This is a genomic window from Variovorax sp. V213 (genome assembly GCF_041154455.1).
Taxonomy (GTDB): Bacteria; Pseudomonadota; Gammaproteobacteria; order Burkholderiales; family Burkholderiaceae_C; genus Variovorax.
The window spans coordinates 1,050,661-1,068,894 of record NZ_AP028665.1; the positions used below are offsets into that span (position 1 = coordinate 1,050,661).

The window sequence follows — 18,234 nt, forward strand, 5'->3', positions numbered from 1 at the left end:
TTAATCTCAGCGCGACACATACTTATTGAGTTCGAGCTTCGCAACCGTGTTGCGGTGGACCTCGTCCGGGCCATCTGCAATTCGCACCGCCCGTGCCGTGATGTAGCTTTGCGCTAGCGGAAAATCCGGGCTAAGGCCGGCGCTGCCGTGCAGCTGAATTGCCCAGTCGATGACGTCGCATGCCATCTGCGGTGCGACGACTTTAATCATCGCAATCTCAGCCAACGCCGCCTTATTGCCGACCACATCCATCATCCATGCAGCTTTGAGCGTCAAGAGCCGCGCCATGTCGATCTTGCAGCGCGCCTCGGCGATGCGCTCGCGTGTCACGCCTTGATCCGACAGGGGACGTCCGAAGGCGATCCGTGTCGTTGCGCGCTGGCACATCAATTCGAGCGCGCGTTCCGCGAGGCCGATCAGCCGCATGCAGTGGTGGATGCGCCCAGGGCCAAGGCGCCCCTGCGCAATTTCGAAGCCCCGCCCCTCGCCGAGCAACATATTCGACGCCGGAACGCGGACATTCTCGAAGATCATTTCCACGTGGCCGTGGGGCGCGTCGTCGTAGCCGAATACTTGCAGCGGACGTACCACCCTGACACCCGGGGTATCAGCCGGAACGAAGATCATCGACTGCTGGGTATGACGCGGCGCGTCCGGGTCCGACTTGCCCATGAAGATATAGACCGCGCATCGTGGGTCGGCTGGGCCCGAGGTAAACCACTTGCGTCCGTTCAGAACGTAATGGTCCCCCTCGCGCTTGATACGCGACTCGATATTCGTGGCATCGGACGACGCAACGCCGGCTTCGGTCATGGCAAATGCGCTTCGAATCTCACCCGCAAGAAGCGGCTCGAGCCAGCGCTTCTTTTGCTCTGGCGTGCCGTAGCGCACGATGATTTCCATGTTCCCGGTGTCTGGCGCCGAGCAATTGAAGACTTCACTTGCCCAAACGACGCGGCCCATGATTTCGGCCAGCGGCGCGTACTCCTGGTTCGTGAGTCCGGCGCCGTATTCGCTCTCGGGCAGGAACAAGTTCCACAACCCGCCGTCGCGGGCTTTGGCCTTCAGTCTCTCAATCACCTGCAGCGGGGTCCAGCGCTTGCCTGCGGCGGTGTTCGCCTGCAACTCTTCGAGCACCGTGGTCTCGGCCGGGTAGATGTACTCGTCCATGAAGGCGTTCAGCCGTGTCTGTAGCTCGATCGTTCGTGGGGAGTAGTTGAAGTCCATGCGTTTTGTCTCCTGAATTCGGGAACGGGGGGCCGTGGGCGCGGCGTTCGTTATCCTGCCTGGGCGAACCGCCAGCCGAGTACGGCAATGCGCTTCACGCCCGCCCCCGCCTGTCCAGCTTGCGCGCTCGACGCCGTGCCATCCAGCGAACGCTTTGCGATGCCTTGCACGATCGCAGCGATGCGAAACAGGTTGTAGGCGAGGTAGAAGTTCCAGTCCGCCATCACCTCATCTACGTTGTTGCGCCCGGTGCGTTCGCAATACCGGCGCACGTATTCGAGTTCAGACGGGATGCCGAGGGAGGCGATGTCATGACCCTCCAGGCTGGGCCCCGTACCGTTCGCGATATGCCACGAGATGCAGTGGTAGCTGAAGTCGGCAAGCGGGTGGCCCAGTGTCGAGAGCTCCCAATCCAACACGGCCAGCACCCTCGGCTCGGTCGGATGAAAGATCAGGTTGTCAAGCCGAAAATCGCCGTGTACGACGGCTGTTTGCGATTCGTCCCGCGCCGCCGCCGGGATATGCGCCGGCAGCCACTGCATCAAGCTGTCCATGGCGGGAATCGGCTCGGTGATTGATGCGGCGTACTGCTTGCCCCAGCGGCCAATCTGGCGCTCGAAGTAGTTGCCGGGCTTGCCGAAGCTGCTCAGGCCGACGGACTCTATGTCGACACAGTGCAGCGCCGCCATGACCCGGTTCATCTCATCGTAGATCGCCCCGCGCTCAGCGTTGTCCATGCCTGGCAGCGACTGGTCCCACAATACGCGACCCTCGACGAACTCCATGACATAGAAGGCGCGACCGATGACGGATTCGTCTTCGCACAGCAGATAGACTTGTGCGACCGGCACGCTGGTTGCGCCGAGCGCGCTCATCACGCGAAACTCGCGATCGATTGCGTGCGCCGAGGGAAGCAAATTCGCCGCCGGCCCTGGCTTGGCGCGCATCACGTAGGCCTTGCCGGGCGTGATCAGCTTATAGGTTGGGTTCGACTGCCCGCCCTTGAACTGCTCGACCGCCATTGGCCCGGCGAAACCTGCCAAGCGCGCGGCGAGAAAGTGCTCCAGCCTCAGAGCGTCAAATGCATGCCGCTCGGCGACGGGTTGGGTGCCAGTGAAGGAATTCATACCGGAAAGTCACTTTCGTTTGGTGCGCCGTCGTACTTCGGTGAGGCTTTGGGTTGTGGCGTGCTCTACCCGCCGTCGCCAGACCCTCTGCAGTCGCCCCTTCTATTCAGGCACTTCGAGGAACGTCGCGAATTTCGCCGCTGGTGTGCGTTCGCTGACCAGCGCGTTGATCGGCGCACCGGTGTCTTCAAATCCCATGGACATGCCGCAAAGGAGCATTTCCTCGGATGGCGCGCCGATGTGTTCCATGACGACCCGATGAAACTTCAGGAACGCCCCCTGCGGGCAGGTGTGCAGTCCGCGCGCGCGCGCCGCCACCATCACGTTCTGCAGAAACATGCCGTAGTCAAGCCAGCTGGCAGGGGCCATGATGCGGTCGATCGTGAACATCAGCGCCACCGGTGCGTCGAAGAACTCGTAATTTCGGCCGCGCTGCTCGTGCATCTTCGCCGCGTCGCCTTTTGCAATGCCAATCAGGTTGTACATTTCCCAACCGACCTTGCGACGCCGATCGATATAGGGCGGGACCCATTCCGTCGGGTGATTCTGAAACTCCTCGCTTTGCTGCGCGAGCGCGGCCGGATCGTTGTAGACATCGAGGATCTTGCGCGACAGGGACGCCTTCGCCTCGCCGCCCAGGACATAGACTTTCCACGGCTGGATGTTGGTGCCCGACGGAGCGCGCGAAGCGACGTCGAGAATTTCCTCTACCGTCCGGCGCGGCACCTGCGTCGGCAGGAAGGCGCGCACCGCGCGCCGCGACGTGATCGCGGCGTCAACCGTTGCGATGGATTCAGGAGTGGGCAGCATGCGAATCTCCAGGCCTTAATCGGCAGGAATGACCGGCACGAGCACATGCGAATCGAATTTGCCTCCGGTGTGGATGACATGCGTCCCCCGGTTGACAGTTCGCACTGCGGTGTGTTTCCAAGCTTCGTGCGCATGGAGATCGCTGCCGAGGACCGTCACCCGCAGCGTTTCCCCTGGCTCGAACAAGACACTTGCAGGCCAGAGCTCGACTTCGACCGGCACGATTTCGCCGGGGCTCAGCTTGATCTCTCTCTGATGCTTGAGAACAGGTTGGTGGGGCGTTGATCGCTCTTCGTCAAGTTCGCGATGGGAAACGCGCAACCACCCATACGCCACCGGACCATGATCGAAGCCACTCTGCGAGGGGAATGGCACCCGGTCGCCGGTCCGATCGAACTTGTCGAACACCACGAACAAGTCCATGTCGTCGCTGCCGACAGCCTCTACCCAAAGCTTCAGCTTGCTGTAGCCGGTGAGTTCGGTTCTCTCCTTGAAGTCGAACTCGAAGAATGCGTTTTGAGTCTTGTCATTCAGGTCGTCAACGCTGTAGCGGCTTTGCTCAGCTTCCGTCGACGGCGAGGTGCTCATGGAACTGTTGCTCGAACCCAGGAACAACTTCGTGTAATTGGTGCGAGCGAGAGGCCATTCATTCTCTGCTCGGTAGTTGCCGACGTTGTACTTCTGGCGCACCTCAAGGTTGACCGCAGGCCAGTACTTCACTTCATTGTCGATGCCCTTCAGGAATCTGTCGAAGAACTGCCTCTGCATGTCCACGTGGTCGTAGTAGTCGACCCACTTCTTGCGACCATGGACCCTGAGCCACTTTTCCTTCGAAGAGATCTTCTTGAAGCCTTCGAATGTGCCTCGTGTATGCAGGCCATGGTCCGACCAGCTCGCGACGACGAACGCAGGGACGGTGATCTTCGACAGATCGGCGTTCTTGCTGGCCCAATAGTCGTCGAACAGCGGATGCTCCTTGGCCATTGCCAGCAGATCCTCAGCGCGTTTGCGGGGGCGGCACATCGTGCCCGGAAACATCGCGGTGAAATTGCTGCGGATGCCCCCGTGGAAGACCAGTTCGCGATAGAAGTCGCTCACGCCTTCCCAGGGATTGATCGCCGCCAGATGCGGGGGATTCATCGCGGCAATCTTCCATTGGGTCCAGCCCAGATAGGAGACGCCGTTCATGCCGACCTTGCCGTTGCTCCAGGCCTGGGTTCCCGCCCATTCGACGACGTCGTAGCCATCGAGTGCCTCTTGCGGGCTCATGAAAGTCAGGTCGCCCTCGGAACCCCAGGCGCCGCGCGGATCGACGTAGACGATGATGAAGCCATGGGGACACCAATCCGCCGGATCCGGCCCCTCGAAGCGGGCGTATTCCGAATGCAATGCCTTCGATCCGCCACAGCCCGGGAGCATCGCGTAATAGTCGTCCGCGCCTTCGTGCTTGCCGTAAGGCGCCCACGCCAGGACCACGGGGTACTTTCCCTCTGCTTTGGGACGGAAGATGTTGACGTAGATCTTCACGCCGTCGCGCATGGTGACCGGCACGTCGTACTCGCAGACCATGCCCAGCTTCTCGTCGACCCGATACCCGGGCCGGAGACCGACGTATCCGCCCCCGGAGGGGTGCTTGCCGCGAGTAAAGCGCAGTTCGAAATCAGTCTTGTCCATCTTCAACTCCACCTTCAACGTTATTTTCCGAATAGGTTGGGCAGCTCAGCGCCCAGCCATTCCCATCGCTCTGGAGATCACCTCTTTCATGATCTCGTTGGTGCCACCGTAGATGCGATGCACGCGCGCATCGGCGTAGGCACGGGTGATCGGGCAGTCCCACATGTAGCCGTAGCCGCCGTGCAGCTGCACGCATTGGTCCAGCACTTTGCACTGCAGGTCTGTGGCCCAGTACTTGGCCATGCTGGCGGTCGCGGCGTCGAGCTTGTCTTCTCGCACCAGGTCCATGCACTTGTCCACGAACACACGGGCGATCTGCACCTCCGTTTGCAGTTCAGCGAGGACAAACCGGGTGTTCTGGTAATCGGCAACAGTGCGGCCGAACACCTTGCGATCCTTGACGTATTGCACCGTCTGGTCGATCGCGGTCTGCGCGGTGGCCACGGCACTGATCGCGATCTGGGTGCGCTCCCAGGGCAGTTGCTCCATCAGGCAGATGAAGCCCTTGTTCTCCAAGGCCTCGCCGCCCAGCAGGTTGCCGGCGGGGACGCTAACATCGTCGAAGAACAGCTCGCCGGTGTCTTGCGCTTTCAAGCCCAGCTTCTTGAGCGGCTTGCCGTACGTCAAACCCTTCATGCCGCGTTCGACCAGCAGGAGGCTCGTGCCCTTTGCGCCGGCAGTGGGGTTGGTCTTGGCGACGACGATGACCAGGTCCGTGTGCCAGCCATTGGTGATGTACGTCTTGCTGCCGTTCAGCAGGTAATTGTCATCGGCCTGCTTGATCGCGGTGCTCTTGATGCCCTGCAGGTCGCTGCCGGCGTCCGGCTCGCTCATGGCGATGGCGCCGATGATCTCGCCGCTCGCCAGCCTGGGCAGGAATCTCTTCTTCTGATCTTCGGTGCCGTAGCGCAAGATGTACGGGCCGACGATCTCGCTGTGCAGGTTGAAGCCGATCCCGCTGAAGCCGCCTCGCGCCAGCTCTTCCATCTGGATCACCGAGTAGAGCTTGTCCGCGCCGGAGCCGCCATATTCCTCGGGCAGTGACATGCACAGAAAGCCGTTGTCGCCCGCCTTCTTCCATACCGCGCGATCGACGTAGCCCTGCTCCTCCCAGGCGGCATGGTAGGGCGCAATTTCCTTGTCCAGGAAGCGGCGGAAGCTGTCACGGAAAGCCTCATGCTCGGGGCTGAAGAGAGTGCGTTCAATCATGGGTACCTTCTCGCTTGATCTTGATGGCGAACGGGAGCGCCTTATGCCGGCAGGCTGAATGTGGCCACTGCGGAAGCGACGTCCTTGCCCGAATCGGCCAACACCATCGAAACCTTGCAGAACGAAAGTGTGCGGCCCGAACGGACGATTTCTGCCTTGGCCAGCAGGTCTTCCTTGCCGCCGCCACTCAGGAAGGTCATGTGCAGATCCACCGTGGCCACGGGCCGGCGGCCGCGGCCGTCGGTCCAGATGGCAAAGCACATGGCGGTGTCGGCCAACGCCGACAGCGCCTGGCCGGCGTAGATACCACCTTCGCGGCAGGCCATCGGCGTGGGCCGCATCCGCAGCGTCGCGCTTCCCTTCCCCAGGTGCTCCACGGTGAGGCCGAGCTCACGCACGCAACCGGGCATGGTGGCGTCGGCCAGCACCTGGGCGCCTTGCTCGAGGGTGAATTCGGCTGTCATGCCCGCCCCTTCGCCTCAATGCACATGGAAGGTCTCGCCCGTCTCAGCGCGGCGACGCAACGAATCTGGGCTGAGGAAGCGGCGGCCGTGCCGCTCGGCCAGCACGTCGCACTGGTGCACGAATTCCTTGAGACCCGTGTCGTCCACATGCGCAAGCACGCCGCCGCGCCAGGCCGGATAGCTCCAGCCGAGCACCGAGGCCAGATCGATCTCCATCGCGTCTTCGGCGATGCCCTCGTCGATCGCATGGATCGTCTCCAGCGACTGCACGTGCATCAAGCGCTGCACCACTTCGTCCGCCTCAGGCTGCCGCCGCAGCGGCGGAAACACCTCGCTGAGCCCCGCCCACAAGACCTTGCCGCTTTCGGGATAGTCATACACACCGCCCTGGCCCTTGCGGCCCACGCGTGCAGCCTTGACCAGCTTCTTCGCCGCGGACAACGCCTTGTCGGACTCGCAAGCGGTGCCGCGTCCCTCGCGCTGCAGGCTGGAAAGAATGTCGGTCAACAGGTCGTAGGATGTGAGGTCGGCCATGGCCAGCGGGCCAATGGGCATCCCCGCGATGAAGGCAGCGTTGTCGATGAGCGCCGGCGAGACACCTTCGTCGAGCATGGTGAGGGCTTCGCGCGTGTAGGCAGCCACCACCCGCGAGGTGTAGAAGCCCGGCCCGTCGTTCACCACCACGGCCGTCTTACCCAGCAGCTTGACGAAATCCAGCGCGTGCGCATGTGTGCGTGGCGATGTCTCGCCGCCCAGAATGACCTCGACCAGTTGCATGCGGTCGACGGGCGCAAAGAAGTGCAGCCCGATGAAGTTGGCCGGCTGAGCCAAGCCCTTTGCAAGTGCGTTGATCGACAGCGACGACGTATTGGATGCGATCAGCACCTGCGGACCCGCCGCCTCGGCAATCTTGCGGAAGACCTGGGATTTCACCTCGACGGATTCGACGACCGCCTCGACGACCAGGTCGCAGCCTGCGAGCGCCGCCATGTTGTTACCCGCTTCGAGGCGAGCCAGAGCGGCATCGCGCGCTTGAGGCGTCATCAGCTTCCGCTCGACGGCGCCATCAAAGGTCTTGGCGATTCGAGCCTTGCCGCGCTGCGCGGCTTCGTCCGTCGTGTCAATGAGTACCGTCTGCAGTCCGGCGCGCGCGCAGACCAGTGCGACGCCCGCGCCCATCAGGCCGGCACCGATCACGCCAACACGGCGCGGCTCGAAAGTGGCCTCCCCCGCGGGCCGACGCGCCAGCTTGCGCGCGGCGTTCGCAGCCATGAAGCTGGTGCGGATTCGGTTCTTCGCCGACGGCGAGGCTGCCACCATGCCAAAGTAGCGGGCCTCAATCTCCAGGCCAGCATCGATGCCGCGCTCCAGCCCTTGCGCCAGCACATGCAGCAATGCGCCGGGAGCCAGATCACCCGCCGGCGACTTGCCACGCAGCTTCGGCCAGCCATAGAAGAAAAACCAACGCCCTTCACGCGATTGCGGTTCGAAGTCGAGGTAGCGGAATCCCTTGGCATCCCAGGGCTGTACGACGTTCGAGTGCGACAACGCCCAGACCCGTGCGGCCTCAAGGAGTTCATCGGCGGGCACGATCGCGTCGATGATGCCCAGCGACTTCGCCTCGAGAACATTCACGGCTTTCCCATCGAGCATCAATTTCGACGCAGGGGCAATTCCGATCAGCCGAGGTAGGCGCTGGGTGCCGCCCGCGCCGGGAATGAGGCCCAGGGTCGACTCGGGCAATCCGATACGCAGGCGCTGGTCATCGGCCGCCACGCGATAGTGGCAGGCGAGTGCGAGTTCGAGTCCACCGCCCAGTGCGGAGCCGTTCAGCGCAGCCACGACGGGCTTGCCCGCGCGCTCCATGCGCCGCAGACATGCCCCAATGTCGCGCACGTTGGCGATGACTGCTTCCGGGCTGGCCGCAGAGTAGATCTCATCGATGTCCCCGCCGGCCAAGAAGTCTCGTTTGGCTGAGCTGATGACGATGCCCGTGACGGCTGGGTCCGATACCGCGGCGTCGACGGCCTTCACAAAAGCGGCCCGCGACTCGGCATTCTTGATGTTCACCGGCCCGTTCGGGTTGTTCCAGATGATTTGAGCGATGCCGTCGCTGCCTACAGAATAGTCAATCACTTTTTGCTTCCTGTACTGGTTGTTCAGACGCGCTCGACGATGGTCGCGACCGCCATGCCCAGGCCGGTACACATGGTCACTAGCGCGCGCTTTGCGTTTCGGCGCTCCAATTCGTCGACCACGGTCCCCACCAACATGCCGCCTGTCGCACCCACCGGGTGGCCGAGCGCAATGGCCCCCCCTACCACGTTGACCTTTTCGTGGGGCACCTTCATGTGGCGCATGAAATGAAGTACGACCGATGCAAAGGCTTCATTGACTTCGAACAGGTCGATGTCGTCTACCGTCAGCCCCGCACGCTCGAGGCACTTGCGAGTGGCGGGCACCGGGGCCGTGAGCATGATGCAGGGGTCAGTGGCCGCGCTGGCGGTAGCCACGATGCGCGCGCGCGGTGTCAGGCCGAGGCTACGTCCAGCACGTTCGCTACCGAGAAGCACGGCCGATGCGCCATCAGCAATGCCTGACGAATTGCCTGCGTGATGTATGTGGTCGATGCGGTCGACCTGCGGATAGCGATAGCGGACCGTCGCATCGAAGCCCATCTTTTGCCCGCTCTCGGCAAATGAGGCCTTCAGCTTTCCCAGACTTTCGGCTGTGACGTCGCTTCGCACGAGTTCATCTTCGGCGAGTAGCAGATGGCCGACCCGATCATGGACCGGCACCAGGGAACGCTGGAAAGCGCCAGCGCGCTGCGCGTCAAACGCGCGGCGGTGCGACGCAGCCGCAAACGTGTCCACATCCGTGCGGGAGAAGCCTTCGAGCGTGGCAATCAGATCGGCGGCGACGCCCTGGGGTGTCTGCAAGACACGGTCGTTGAAGAACACATCGCTGACGGAGGGGCCGCCCGTGCCCACCAGCATCGGAACGAGAGAATTCATCTCGACGCCGCCCGCCACGATGCAGTCGGCCTGTCCTGACATGACCTTGGCGGCGCCGGTGTTCACCGCATCCAGGGCGGAGCCACAGAATCTCGCGACCATGAAGCCTGGAACCGTGTCGCCCCAGCCGGCTTCCAGCACGGCAGAGCGCGCCAGGTTAGCCCCCTGGTCGTCCACTGCTTCGACGCAGCCGAAGATGACCTCGTCTACCAGGTCAGGCGAGAAGGTGCCGCGCTGCGGCAGCGCCCTGAGGACGGCAGCGCCTAGTTCGAGCGGCGCGACCGTATGCAGCGCTCCGTTGACCTTGCCGCGTCCGCGCGGTGTCCGCACGGCGTCGTAGATGAAAGCTTCCAAGATTTTTCCTTTTTCAACCGACTGCAAACTGGCTTCGCACCAGGCCAGCGCCTTGGCCGTTGCTCCGTTCGTTACCCATTAGACCCGCAAACCGAATAAAAGTAAATAGCCATTCATATTTAAATGTACCTGTAAGAAGGCACGTCCTGCATGATTCGCCACACTGGTAAAGACGGTCGCCTTATTTCTGAATCTTGTGTCATGTTTGACCTACCGCTCCGCAGGGCGCCCGTTTTGGTTGTCAGTGGGGTGACTTCCCGTGCGAGACCCAAAGTCCGTGCGACGATTTCTTTCGTCACGTCGGAGCTGCCGCCGGCAATGCGCTCCGCGCGCGCATCCGCATAAGCCCGTGAGATTGCGTACTCGTGCATGTCACCCCACCCGAAAACAGGGTTCTGGGCAGCGTGATCGCGTCGTCCATGCCGCGCACTAATCTGATCCGAGGAGCTCGTCGATTTCCCCCGGGGCGAAGCCGACCTCTTCAAGAACTGCGCGTCCGTCCACCCCGGTCTGGGGCGGCGCGGAACGCACCCCGCCGGGTGTTCGCGAGAGCCGCGGTGCTATTGCTGGCTGCACGACACCGTTCACTTCAGCAAAGGTGCCGCGTGCCTGGTTGTGTGGGTGCTGGGGCGCCTCGCTCAGGGACAGGACAGGCGTGACGCAGGCGTCGGAGCCTTCGAACACTCCCTCCCATTCAGCACGCGTCTTCTGTCGGAATGCCGCTTGGATCAGGATGCGATGCGCTGGCCAATTGGCTGGATTCATGCGCTCAGCGAATTCATCCTCAGGCAGACCGAGCCGCTGGATGAACTCCACGAAGAACGCGGGTTCGATGGGACCGACCGCCATGTGCCCACCATCGCGGGTTTCGTACACGCCGTAGAAAGACGCGCCTCCGTCCAGCAGATTGACGCCGCGCTTGTCCTGCCACAGACCGGCGTTGTGGAGGCCATGGATTGGCGTCATCAAGCTCGATACCGCATCGGTCATGGCCGCGTCGATCACCTGTCCCTTGCCGGATGTCTTCGCTTCGAGCAACCCACACACCAGTCCGAACGCCAGATACATGGCACCCCCGCCGTAGTCGGCGATCAGGTTGAGTGGTGGCACCGGGGCTCCGCCGCTTGGACCGATTGCGTGCAGCGCTCCGGTTAGACCCAGGTAATTGATGTCGTGTCCCGCTCGCGCCGCCAGCGGACCGGTCTGTCCCCAGCCGGTGACTCGTCCATACACGAGCCGAGGATTGGCAGACAGGCACGCCTCGGGACCGAGACCCAGCCGCTCCATGACACCAGGGCGGAACCCTTCGATCAATCCGTCGGCCGACGCTGCGATACGCAAGGCGGCGATCCTGGCCTGCGGCTGCCGGAGGTCGAGCACCACGGAGCGGCGGTTTCTGTGGACGATATCGAGCGCCTCGTCCGATTGCCGGCCGCCGGTGCGTTCGACCGGCCTTTCGATGCGTATCACTTCCGCGCCCATGTCTCCAAGCAGCATGCCGCACAAAGGGCCTGGCCCTTTGCCTGCAAACTCGACAATGCGATAGCCGTGGAGTGGTCCAGCGCAGGTCATGCGAAGTCCGATTCCCTTAGGCCAGGATCGTCAGGAATTCGGACGCGGGAGCCCGATCGCTACGCCAAGAGTTGATGGGATGGTTGCTGTCGGCATAGCCGAGCGCCATGCCAGCAAACACCATGAGATTCTTGGGAAGATCGACGAACTCCTGGATGGTCTTGTGCCACAACGCCCAGGCCTCCTGCGGGCACGTACTCAAGCCATGCTCTTGAGCAAGAAGCATTACGGATTGCATGTACATGCCAAGATCGGCCCACTGACCCGGCTCCATCTCGCGATCGATCGCGAATATGAGCCCGACGGGGGCGCCGAAGAACCCGAAGTTCTTTGCGAATTGCCCGAGACGCGCCGCCTTGTCTTCGCGTGGGATGCCCAGGGCGCGATAGAGATCTTCCCCGTTCTTGAATCGGCGCGTCCTGTAAGGCTCTCCGAGACTGTCAGGATAGATCTTGTATTCGGTACCCTCCCCCATCGGCTGAGCTCGTGACTTCTCCGCAATGGTGGCTTTGAACCGACTCAGATGATCGCCCGTGAATGCCAATACATGCCAGGGTTGAAGGTTCCCTCCCGATGGGGACCTGGCCGCGGTCACGAGAATCTCCTGGAGCAGGTCCGAGGGAACAGGCTTATCCAAATACGCGCGCACGGCGGTACGCGATTCCAGGGCTTTCGAAACGTTCACAGGATCTCCTTGATACACAAAAATAATGCGCCCAGCGACTCTGGGCTGCTACTCGGCGAACTCGCACGACCCGTTGTCCAGCACGACCACGCGTCTGGGCAGGGAGGTGGTGCGGAAAGCCGCTTTCCCAGGCCCCGTATGCCAGACCTCTACCTTCAGGTGGTCACCTGGGAAGACCGGGGCTGTAAAGCGCGCGTCCATCGCCAGCAATCGGTCGCCGTCGTAGTCGCACAACATTGAAATGAGGCCATGGGCGGTCACACCGAAACTGCAGCCCCCCTGCAGCACCGGCCGCTCGAAGCCGGCCTGCCGCGCCAGAGTTGGGCTCGCATGCAGGCCTGTGCTGTCGCCTGCCGCCAGCCGGTAAAGCAAGGCGGATTGGGGCAACGTGGCGAGCTCGACGGACTGGTTGCAAGGTGTCGGTGGCACGGGTGCAGGGGCTGTCGACGACCCGGCGGCTCCCATGCCCGGCAAGAAGCCGCCGTTGCCACGCAGCAGGTACACACCCGTCTCCGTGACGATGAGGTCACCGCTGGCACGGTCGCGCAGCGTGCGGCTGAAGCGAAGTACCGCGCCCTTGTCCACCCCACGATCAGTCGCGCTTTCGATAGTGAACCTGCTGGTCATTTCGGCAGCCGCGGCCAAGGGCTTGTGCCAGCGCAAGCCAGTCTGGCCGTGCAACATGCGGTGGAAGTCAATTCCGATTCGCTGGTCATGCAAGTAGTCGGCGTCATCGGTCAAGCCGATCGCCAGCGCAAGCGTGGGGAATGCCTTCAGTTCTGGCTCGTACACGTAGCGCAATTGGCGCTCGTCGATAGGATCGCCGCCTAAACCCACAGACAGCGCATGAAGCATGGTCCGCTCCTCGCCGTACGCCACGTGAACGTCGCGGAAGGGCCAGGCTAGGAGTGCGTCGACATCGAGGGGTCTCACGCCGGCTCCCAGGGAAGGGCGCCCTGATGGGCCTGCAGCTCTGCCAACCACGCTCTCATGTCGTTGCCCCGTATAACAATAAAGGCCAGTTGTAGAAACTGGTAGATCAACCAGTATGCCAGTTAGTTCAATCGGTATTATGAGGGTTTTTACTTAGGATTGCTGGCCATCTGGAAAGCAATGAATCGGCGCCGAACAGCCAGACTGGTCAGGCTCGCTATGATTGCTGGTCGTCCCTCTTTGGCGCCCTGAGGCCTGAGCTTCAGTCCGCCGTCAGGTCGGTCCACACCACTCATCCCTAGGAGCCTTCATGCCTGAACGTAAGCTCGCCGCGTCGCGCACCCGCAAACCGCCAGCGAGCGCCCATTCGACCGCGCCGCGCAAGTCGCCCGATCCGGGCAAGGAGCCGTCGGGCACAGCTAGACAGCGCATCCTGCTGATTGCCAGCACGAAGTTTGCGCAGCACGGATTTGAAGCGGTTTCCACGGGAGAGATTGCCCGTGCCGCCGATATGTCGCAGGCAATCATCCACTACCATTTCGGTACGAAGGAAGAACTCTGGCGAGAGAGCATCACCTTCATGATGGCGGACTTGGACCAGCGCTTTCCCCTTCACATGAGCGAGTTGCGGGACCTCGACCCGCTGATGCGGCTCAAGGTGATGATCCGGCGATTTATCGCGCTCAGCGCCTACCAGCCGAATCTCGCGCGAATCCTCGTACATGAAACCTTGGCTGAGAGCCCCAGACTGAAGTGGCTGGTAGACACCTTCGTGCGGGCCCGCCTGCTGGCCTTGGACGAAACCCTGCGCCAGGCGAACGCGACAGGAACGACCAAGCTTATTCCCACCTACATCGCCACCAACGCCATAGTCAACGCCTGCTCGTTCATCTTTTCCTTGGCGCCGCTTATCCGCATGGTCCACAACGTCGAAGTGCAGACCGATCAGGCCGTGGCAGAGATATCGGACAACCTGCTCGAGATGCTCTTGCACGGCCTCTCTCAGAGGTGATGAGCCACCGCCTCTTCTGAGCCGGAGTCTGATCGTCGATCTCGCCTCCCCGCCGCGAGCCGGGGATTGCTTGGCTCGGTCCATTTGCTGGCGTACACACCGCGCGGGCGATCACGCTCGGGAAACCCCTAAGCCGTTCCGTCCTCGGTTTGCCTCAAACTGTTCATATAAGTAGTCGTTCTATTAGATAAAACAGGACCGGCTTCAACAGTTCTTCCAGGAGCCCTGATGAGACTGACCCGCCGTGAACAAGCCTGCGTTCGGAACCTGGCTCAAAGATGTGGGCGCCACACCATCCGGCGGGACGCCCGAGGCCTTCGGAGTGACTGTCCGACAGGACTCCGACTACTGTCGCGAGCTGATCAAGGCCGCCGAGCTGCAACTGGACTGAACATACGGCGCACCTTGGCAACACAACCAGAGCGAGCGCTGCGGGCATGAACGATGAGAATTTGATGTCCGCGCAGCGCCGACTGCGCCTGAGCCTGCTGGACACTCCTGGTGCCATCCACTGGCGGCCGGCACGCGACCTCGCTGCGCATCTGCTGCTGCACCTCGACGCGCCCAACGACTGCTTGAGTATCGCTGCGGACTGGTTGCGCGAGGCATTCGACGCCGACCGGGTGGACTGTGGTTTCGGCCACCCCGACGATGCGTGGTTCCGACCGCAGGCTGAGGCCTTGCGGCGTGACCGCGACGTTCCTTCGGTAGTCGGCATCGAAATGAACGTCGCCGACTGGGGCCTGCAGGCCCTGTGGTATGCCCGTGGCGTGACGGTGCTGCGCGACTTCGAGTTGGAACGGCTGCTCAGCCAGCGCAACCGCGCCGAATTGCTACGCATGGGTACGCGGGTGAAGATGGCGGCACCGATCATGGACCACACGGGCCCGTTGGCTCTGATGTGCGTAGACTGGCTGGACCTTTGCGAACCGGCCCGCGACGAGCGCCGCGCTCGCTTCGAGGAAGTGGCGACGGTCGTGCTCGGGCCAGTGATGAGCACATCGCTGCGCATCGAAGGCACTACACGGCGGGGAACGCGCCCGACGCAGGACGAGGAGGTTCCTATGCTGCTCGAAACACTAACCCCGGCCGAGCGCACTGTGGCGCGGCTCGCGGTCAATGGGCTGAGCTACAAGGAAATCGCGCGTCAGCTCGATCGCTCGTTCTCTACCGTCGATCACCAGTTGCGCAGCGCGCGTAGCAAGCTGGGCGTGAGTTCGACGGCGCGGCTGGTGAACCTCGTGTCGGGACAGCGCCGGCATTAACTGGCGATCCGGGGCCGCAGGCGATCCGTGCGGCCCTATGGCGAACCTGATTTGGCTAAGCCCTGGCTTAGACCATGCCTCGTCGCGAATGTTCGCGATGCCGGATGCGCGGAAGGCTCGCACACTGCCGTTCCATGAACCTTCAAACCTACCCCAACATCGTCGATAACCGCCCGGTCACCTCCGAGCGCAGCTTCGAATCCAAGAACCCCGCGACCGGCGAGGCCATCGGCCTCGTTCCGCACTCAACCAAGGAGCAGGTCGCGCAGGCGGTGAGCGCGGCGCGCAAAGCGCAGCCCGCCTGGGCCGCGCGGCCGGAGGCCGAACGCGGTGCGCTGGTGATGAAGGTGGCCGATGTGCTGCGCGACAACGCCGAGCTATTGGCCGGCTGGGTGACGCGCGAGCAAGGCAAGCCACTGGGCGGCGTGGGCCCGACCGATGTGCCCGGCGCGCGCCTCGAGGCCCTGGGCTGCGAAGCCTGGACCCGGGTGCCGGCCAGCCTGGAAATGCCGGTGGAGGTGGTGTTCGAGGACGAGACGCGGCGCGATGAGATGCACCGTAAACCCTTCGGCGTGATCGCGGCCATCGCGCCGTGGAACTGGCCACTGCTGATCGCCATGTTTCAGATCGCGGCGCCGCTGCGCGCAGGCAACACGGTGGTCATCAAGCCCTCGGAATATGCCAGCATCGGCACGCTCGAGATGGTGCGATTGATCAACGAGGTGCTGCCGCCGGGCGTACTCAACACGGTCACCGGCACCGGCGAGGTGGGTGGCTGGCTGGTCGAAAACACGGATATCGACAAGATCATGTTCACCGGCTCGGAGACCACGGGCGCGAAGGTCGCAGCGGTGGCGGCGCGCAACCTCACGCCCACCACAATGGAACTGGGCGGCAACGACGCGGCGATCGTGCTCGCCGATGCCGACCCCGATGCCATCGCCATGGACCTTTTCTGGGGCGCCTTCATCAACATGGGCCAGAGCTGCACCGCCGCCAAGCGGCTGTACGTGCCCGATGCGCTGCACGATGCGCTGGTGGCCAAGCTCAAGGCCATCGCCGAGATGATGCCGATGGGCGATGGCGCCCAGCCCGGCATCGCGATGGGCCCGATCCAGAACCGCATGCAGTTCGACAAGGTGCGCAAGCTGGTGGATGAGGCGCGCGCCGGCGGCGCGACCATTGTTTGCGGCGGCGAGCCGGGTGCCGGCAACTTCTATCCAATCACGCTGGTCACCGACATTGCCGAGGGTGCCAGCCTGGTCGACCAGGAGCAGTTCGGGCCAGTGCTGCCGGTGATCCGTTATCACGACCTCGAGGACGCGATCGCCCAGGCGAACCGCGTCGAGGTGGGCTTGAGCGCTTCGGTGTGGAGCCCCGACATCGAGAAAGCGCGAGCGGTTGCCTCGCGCCTCGAGGCCGGCTCTGTTTATATCAACCACCACGGCGTGATCCATCCAATGGTGCCGTTCGGAGGCGTCAAGAAGTCGGGCTGGGGCGTGCAGTTCGGCGCCGAAGGCTTGAAGGCGGTGACGCAGCCGCAGATCATCAGCCTCAAAAAGAAGGCGCAATGAAGAGGCTGAAAGGAATGCTCAAGGGGTGAGGCGGGCCCGCACCATGGCGATCCGATCCGTCCTGTTGCTTTAAACAGCCTTATCGATAGTCCTATTGACACAGCAGATTGCGAAATCTATATTCAGATCAAGAAGGACTAAGAGAGCTGCAATGTGCGAGGCACTCCTCTCCTTCTCCCCCCACATCGGCGGCATCGCCGCGCAGGAGCTTTCAGTGAAACTCAACCGTCGACAAGCGACTCTTTGCCTGACGTCCCTTCCTCTATTGGCTCAACAGGCCTTGGGGGCGGAACCGGAATATCCCAACCGCCCGGTGCGGCTGGTCGTGCCATACGGCGCAGGGGGAGGCATCGACGCTGCGGCGCGACGTCTGGCGCGCGAACTTGAAACGATGTGGGGACAGTCGGTGGTCGTTGACAACAAGGGAGGGGGCGACTCGATCATTGGCACCGCCGAGGTCGCGCATGCCAAGCCCGATGGCTACACGATACTGGCGCAGATCGCGACCATCGCTCAAAACCCGCACCTGCGCGCGAAAATGCCCTTCGACACCTTGGCTGACCTGACGCCCGTCGTTCGCGTATCCACGGAGCCCTTGTACTTCGCCGTTACCAAGTCCCTTGGTGTGAACACAATAGGCGAATTCATCGAACTGGCGCGCCGCAAACCTGGAAAGCTTTCTTTCGGGTCGTATGGCAATGGCTCCACCTCGCACTTGCTCCTGACCGCCCTGCAAAAAAAGGCCAAGGTCGAAATCCTTCACGTACCCTACAAGAGCACGGCCCTCGTCGTGCAGGGACTGATGACCGGCGAGATCGACTCGGGCCTGATGCCCTACACCACCACCCGCATAGGTTTGGACAGCGGCAAGGTTCTGGCGATCGGTTCCACGGGCGCCACGCGCTCTACGGTGTTGCCGCAGGTGCCCACGCTGGAGGAAGCGGGGCTGGATGGTTTCACGCGGGACCAATGGATGGGTCTGTTTGCGCCGGCAAAGACACCCAGGTCGATCGTCGACAAGATCGCCAGGGACGTTACCACCGCGGTGAGCAAGCCCGAGTACGCAGCATGGCTCAAGGGATTCGGCGTCACTCCGGCGGGTGGCACGCCCAACATGTTTGATATGTACTTCCGGCAGGACTACGAGTACTACCGCGACCTGATCAAGGCCGCCAACGTGCGCCTGGATTGACACCCGCACCCTTGCAGTCCCGGGCACCAGCGGACCGCGGTCCGCGGTCCGCGGGCTACGGGCTACGGGCTACGGGCTACGGGCTACGGGCTACGGGCTACGGGCTACGGGCTACGGGCTAC

17 protein-coding genes are annotated in these 18,234 nt (G+C 62.7%); 5 read left to right on the top strand and 12 right to left on the bottom strand.

Annotation, left to right across the window (positions count from 1 at the left end):
* Positions 1-6 precede the first annotated feature (6 nt).
* The 12 genes from ACAM55_RS30210 to ACAM55_RS30265 all read right to left on the bottom strand — a co-directional run bounded on the left by ACAM55_RS30210 (position 7) and on the right by ACAM55_RS30265 (position 12,991).
* A complete protein-coding gene (locus ACAM55_RS30210) occupies positions 7-1,227 on the bottom strand; it encodes an acyl-CoA dehydrogenase family protein (protein WP_369656919.1) in 1,221 nt (406 codons plus the stop codon).
* Between the two features lie 50 nt (positions 1,228-1,277).
* A complete protein-coding gene (locus ACAM55_RS30215) occupies positions 1,278-2,354 on the bottom strand; it encodes a phosphotransferase (RefSeq protein WP_369656920.1) in 1,077 nt (358 codons plus the stop codon).
* Positions 2,355-2,456: 102 nt separating this feature from the next.
* On the bottom strand, positions 2,457-3,164 hold the full coding sequence (locus ACAM55_RS30220; protein ID WP_369656921.1) for a nitroreductase: 708 nt from the start codon (positions 3,162-3,164) through the stop codon (positions 2,457-2,459).
* 15 nt (positions 3,165-3,179) lie between these two features.
* On the bottom strand, positions 3,180-4,838 hold the full coding sequence (locus ACAM55_RS30225; RefSeq protein WP_369656922.1) for a CocE/NonD family hydrolase: 1,659 nt from the start codon (positions 4,836-4,838) through the stop codon (positions 3,180-3,182).
* Between the two features lie 45 nt (positions 4,839-4,883).
* Positions 4,884-6,047, bottom strand: a complete 1,164-nt coding sequence (locus tag ACAM55_RS30230; protein WP_369656923.1) for an acyl-CoA dehydrogenase family protein — start codon at positions 6,045-6,047, stop codon at positions 4,884-4,886.
* Positions 6,048-6,088: 41 nt separating this feature from the next.
* Positions 6,089-6,511 (bottom strand): PaaI family thioesterase, encoded by a 423-nt coding sequence (locus ACAM55_RS30235; RefSeq protein WP_369656924.1) that lies wholly within the window; start codon positions 6,509-6,511, stop codon positions 6,089-6,091.
* 15 nt (positions 6,512-6,526) lie between these two features.
* A complete protein-coding gene (locus tag ACAM55_RS30240; protein WP_369656925.1) occupies positions 6,527-8,647 on the bottom strand; it encodes a 3-hydroxyacyl-CoA dehydrogenase NAD-binding domain-containing protein in 2,121 nt (706 codons plus the stop codon).
* A gap of 23 nt (positions 8,648-8,670) precedes the next feature.
* On the bottom strand, positions 8,671-9,882 hold the full coding sequence (locus tag ACAM55_RS30245; protein WP_369657504.1) for an acetyl-CoA C-acetyltransferase: 1,212 nt from the start codon (positions 9,880-9,882) through the stop codon (positions 8,671-8,673).
* 116 nt (positions 9,883-9,998) lie between these two features.
* Positions 9,999-10,250 carry an acyl-CoA dehydrogenase family protein gene (locus ACAM55_RS30250; RefSeq protein ID WP_369656926.1) on the bottom strand — a complete coding sequence of 84 codons (252 nt, stop codon included), beginning with the start codon at positions 10,248-10,250 and terminating at the stop codon, positions 9,999-10,001.
* Positions 10,251-10,308: 58 nt separating this feature from the next.
* Entirely contained in the window at positions 10,309-11,451 is a 1,143-nt protein-coding gene (locus ACAM55_RS30255) for a CaiB/BaiF CoA transferase family protein (RefSeq protein WP_369656927.1), read from the bottom strand.
* A 16-nt stretch (positions 11,452-11,467) separates the two neighbouring features.
* On the bottom strand, positions 11,468-12,136 hold the full coding sequence (locus tag ACAM55_RS30260; RefSeq protein ID WP_369656928.1) for a nitroreductase: 669 nt from the start codon (positions 12,134-12,136) through the stop codon (positions 11,468-11,470).
* Between the two features lie 48 nt (positions 12,137-12,184).
* Positions 12,185-12,991, bottom strand: a complete 807-nt coding sequence (locus tag ACAM55_RS30265) for a MaoC/PaaZ C-terminal domain-containing protein (RefSeq protein ID WP_369656929.1) — start codon at positions 12,989-12,991, stop codon at positions 12,185-12,187.
* Positions 12,992-13,379: 388 nt separating this feature from the next.
* On the opposite strand from ACAM55_RS30265, the gene ACAM55_RS30270 reads away from it, so the two are divergent.
* From ACAM55_RS30270 to ACAM55_RS30290, 5 genes are all read left to right on the top strand, one after another.
* Positions 13,380-14,081: a TetR/AcrR family transcriptional regulator gene (locus tag ACAM55_RS30270; RefSeq protein ID WP_369656930.1), complete on the top strand. Its 702-nt coding sequence runs from the start codon at positions 13,380-13,382 to the stop codon at positions 14,079-14,081.
* A 244-nt stretch (positions 14,082-14,325) separates the two neighbouring features.
* The gene (locus ACAM55_RS30275) at positions 14,326-14,472 is read left to right on the top strand and encodes a hypothetical protein (RefSeq protein WP_369656931.1); all 147 of its coding nucleotides are present in this window, start codon (positions 14,326-14,328) and stop codon (positions 14,470-14,472) included.
* A 46-nt stretch (positions 14,473-14,518) separates the two neighbouring features.
* Complete coding sequence (locus ACAM55_RS30280; protein WP_369656932.1) at positions 14,519-15,346, top strand: LuxR C-terminal-related transcriptional regulator; 828 nt, start codon at positions 14,519-14,521, stop codon at positions 15,344-15,346.
* Between the two features lie 134 nt (positions 15,347-15,480).
* Positions 15,481-16,920 carry an aldehyde dehydrogenase family protein gene (locus ACAM55_RS30285; RefSeq protein ID WP_369656933.1) on the top strand — a complete coding sequence of 480 codons (1,440 nt, stop codon included), beginning with the start codon at positions 15,481-15,483 and terminating at the stop codon, positions 16,918-16,920.
* A gap of 151 nt (positions 16,921-17,071) precedes the next feature.
* Complete coding sequence (locus ACAM55_RS30290; protein ID WP_369656934.1) at positions 17,072-18,112, top strand: Bug family tripartite tricarboxylate transporter substrate binding protein; 1,041 nt, start codon at positions 17,072-17,074, stop codon at positions 18,110-18,112.
* Positions 18,113-18,234 lie beyond the last annotated feature (122 nt).

Excerpts from the sequence above, each read along its gene's own strand:
- ACAM55_RS30280 (WP_369656932.1), top strand. The coding sequence starts at position 14,519 with ATGAACGATGAGAATTTGATGTCCGCGCAGCGCCGACTGCGCCTGAGC.
- ACAM55_RS30220 (WP_369656921.1), bottom strand. The coding sequence starts at position 3,164 with ATGCTGCCCACTCCTGAATCCATCGCAACGGTTGACGCCGCGATCACG.
- ACAM55_RS30290 (WP_369656934.1), top strand. The coding sequence starts at position 17,072 with ATGTGCGAGGCACTCCTCTCCTTCTCCCCCCACATCGGCGGCATCGCC.
- ACAM55_RS30210 (WP_369656919.1), bottom strand. The coding sequence starts at position 1,227 with ATGGACTTCAACTACTCCCCACGAACGATCGAGCTACAGACACGGCTG.
- ACAM55_RS30225 (WP_369656922.1), bottom strand. The coding sequence starts at position 4,838 with ATGGACAAGACTGATTTCGAACTGCGCTTTACTCGCGGCAAGCACCCC.
- ACAM55_RS30235 (WP_369656924.1), bottom strand. The coding sequence starts at position 6,511 with ATGACAGCCGAATTCACCCTCGAGCAAGGCGCCCAGGTGCTGGCCGAC.
- ACAM55_RS30250 (WP_369656926.1), bottom strand. The coding sequence starts at position 10,250 with ATGCACGAGTACGCAATCTCACGGGCTTATGCGGATGCGCGCGCGGAG.
- ACAM55_RS30255 (WP_369656927.1), bottom strand. The coding sequence starts at position 11,451 with ATGACCTGCGCTGGACCACTCCACGGCTATCGCATTGTCGAGTTTGCA.
- ACAM55_RS30265 (WP_369656929.1), bottom strand. The coding sequence starts at position 12,991 with ATGCTTCATGCGCTGTCTGTGGGTTTAGGCGGCGATCCTATCGACGAG.
- ACAM55_RS30285 (WP_369656933.1), top strand. The coding sequence starts at position 15,481 with ATGAACCTTCAAACCTACCCCAACATCGTCGATAACCGCCCGGTCACC.
- ACAM55_RS30270 (WP_369656930.1), top strand. The coding sequence starts at position 13,380 with ATGCCTGAACGTAAGCTCGCCGCGTCGCGCACCCGCAAACCGCCAGCG.
- ACAM55_RS30215 (WP_369656920.1), bottom strand. The coding sequence starts at position 2,354 with ATGAATTCCTTCACTGGCACCCAACCCGTCGCCGAGCGGCATGCATTT.
- ACAM55_RS30230 (WP_369656923.1), bottom strand. The coding sequence starts at position 6,047 with ATGATTGAACGCACTCTCTTCAGCCCCGAGCATGAGGCTTTCCGTGAC.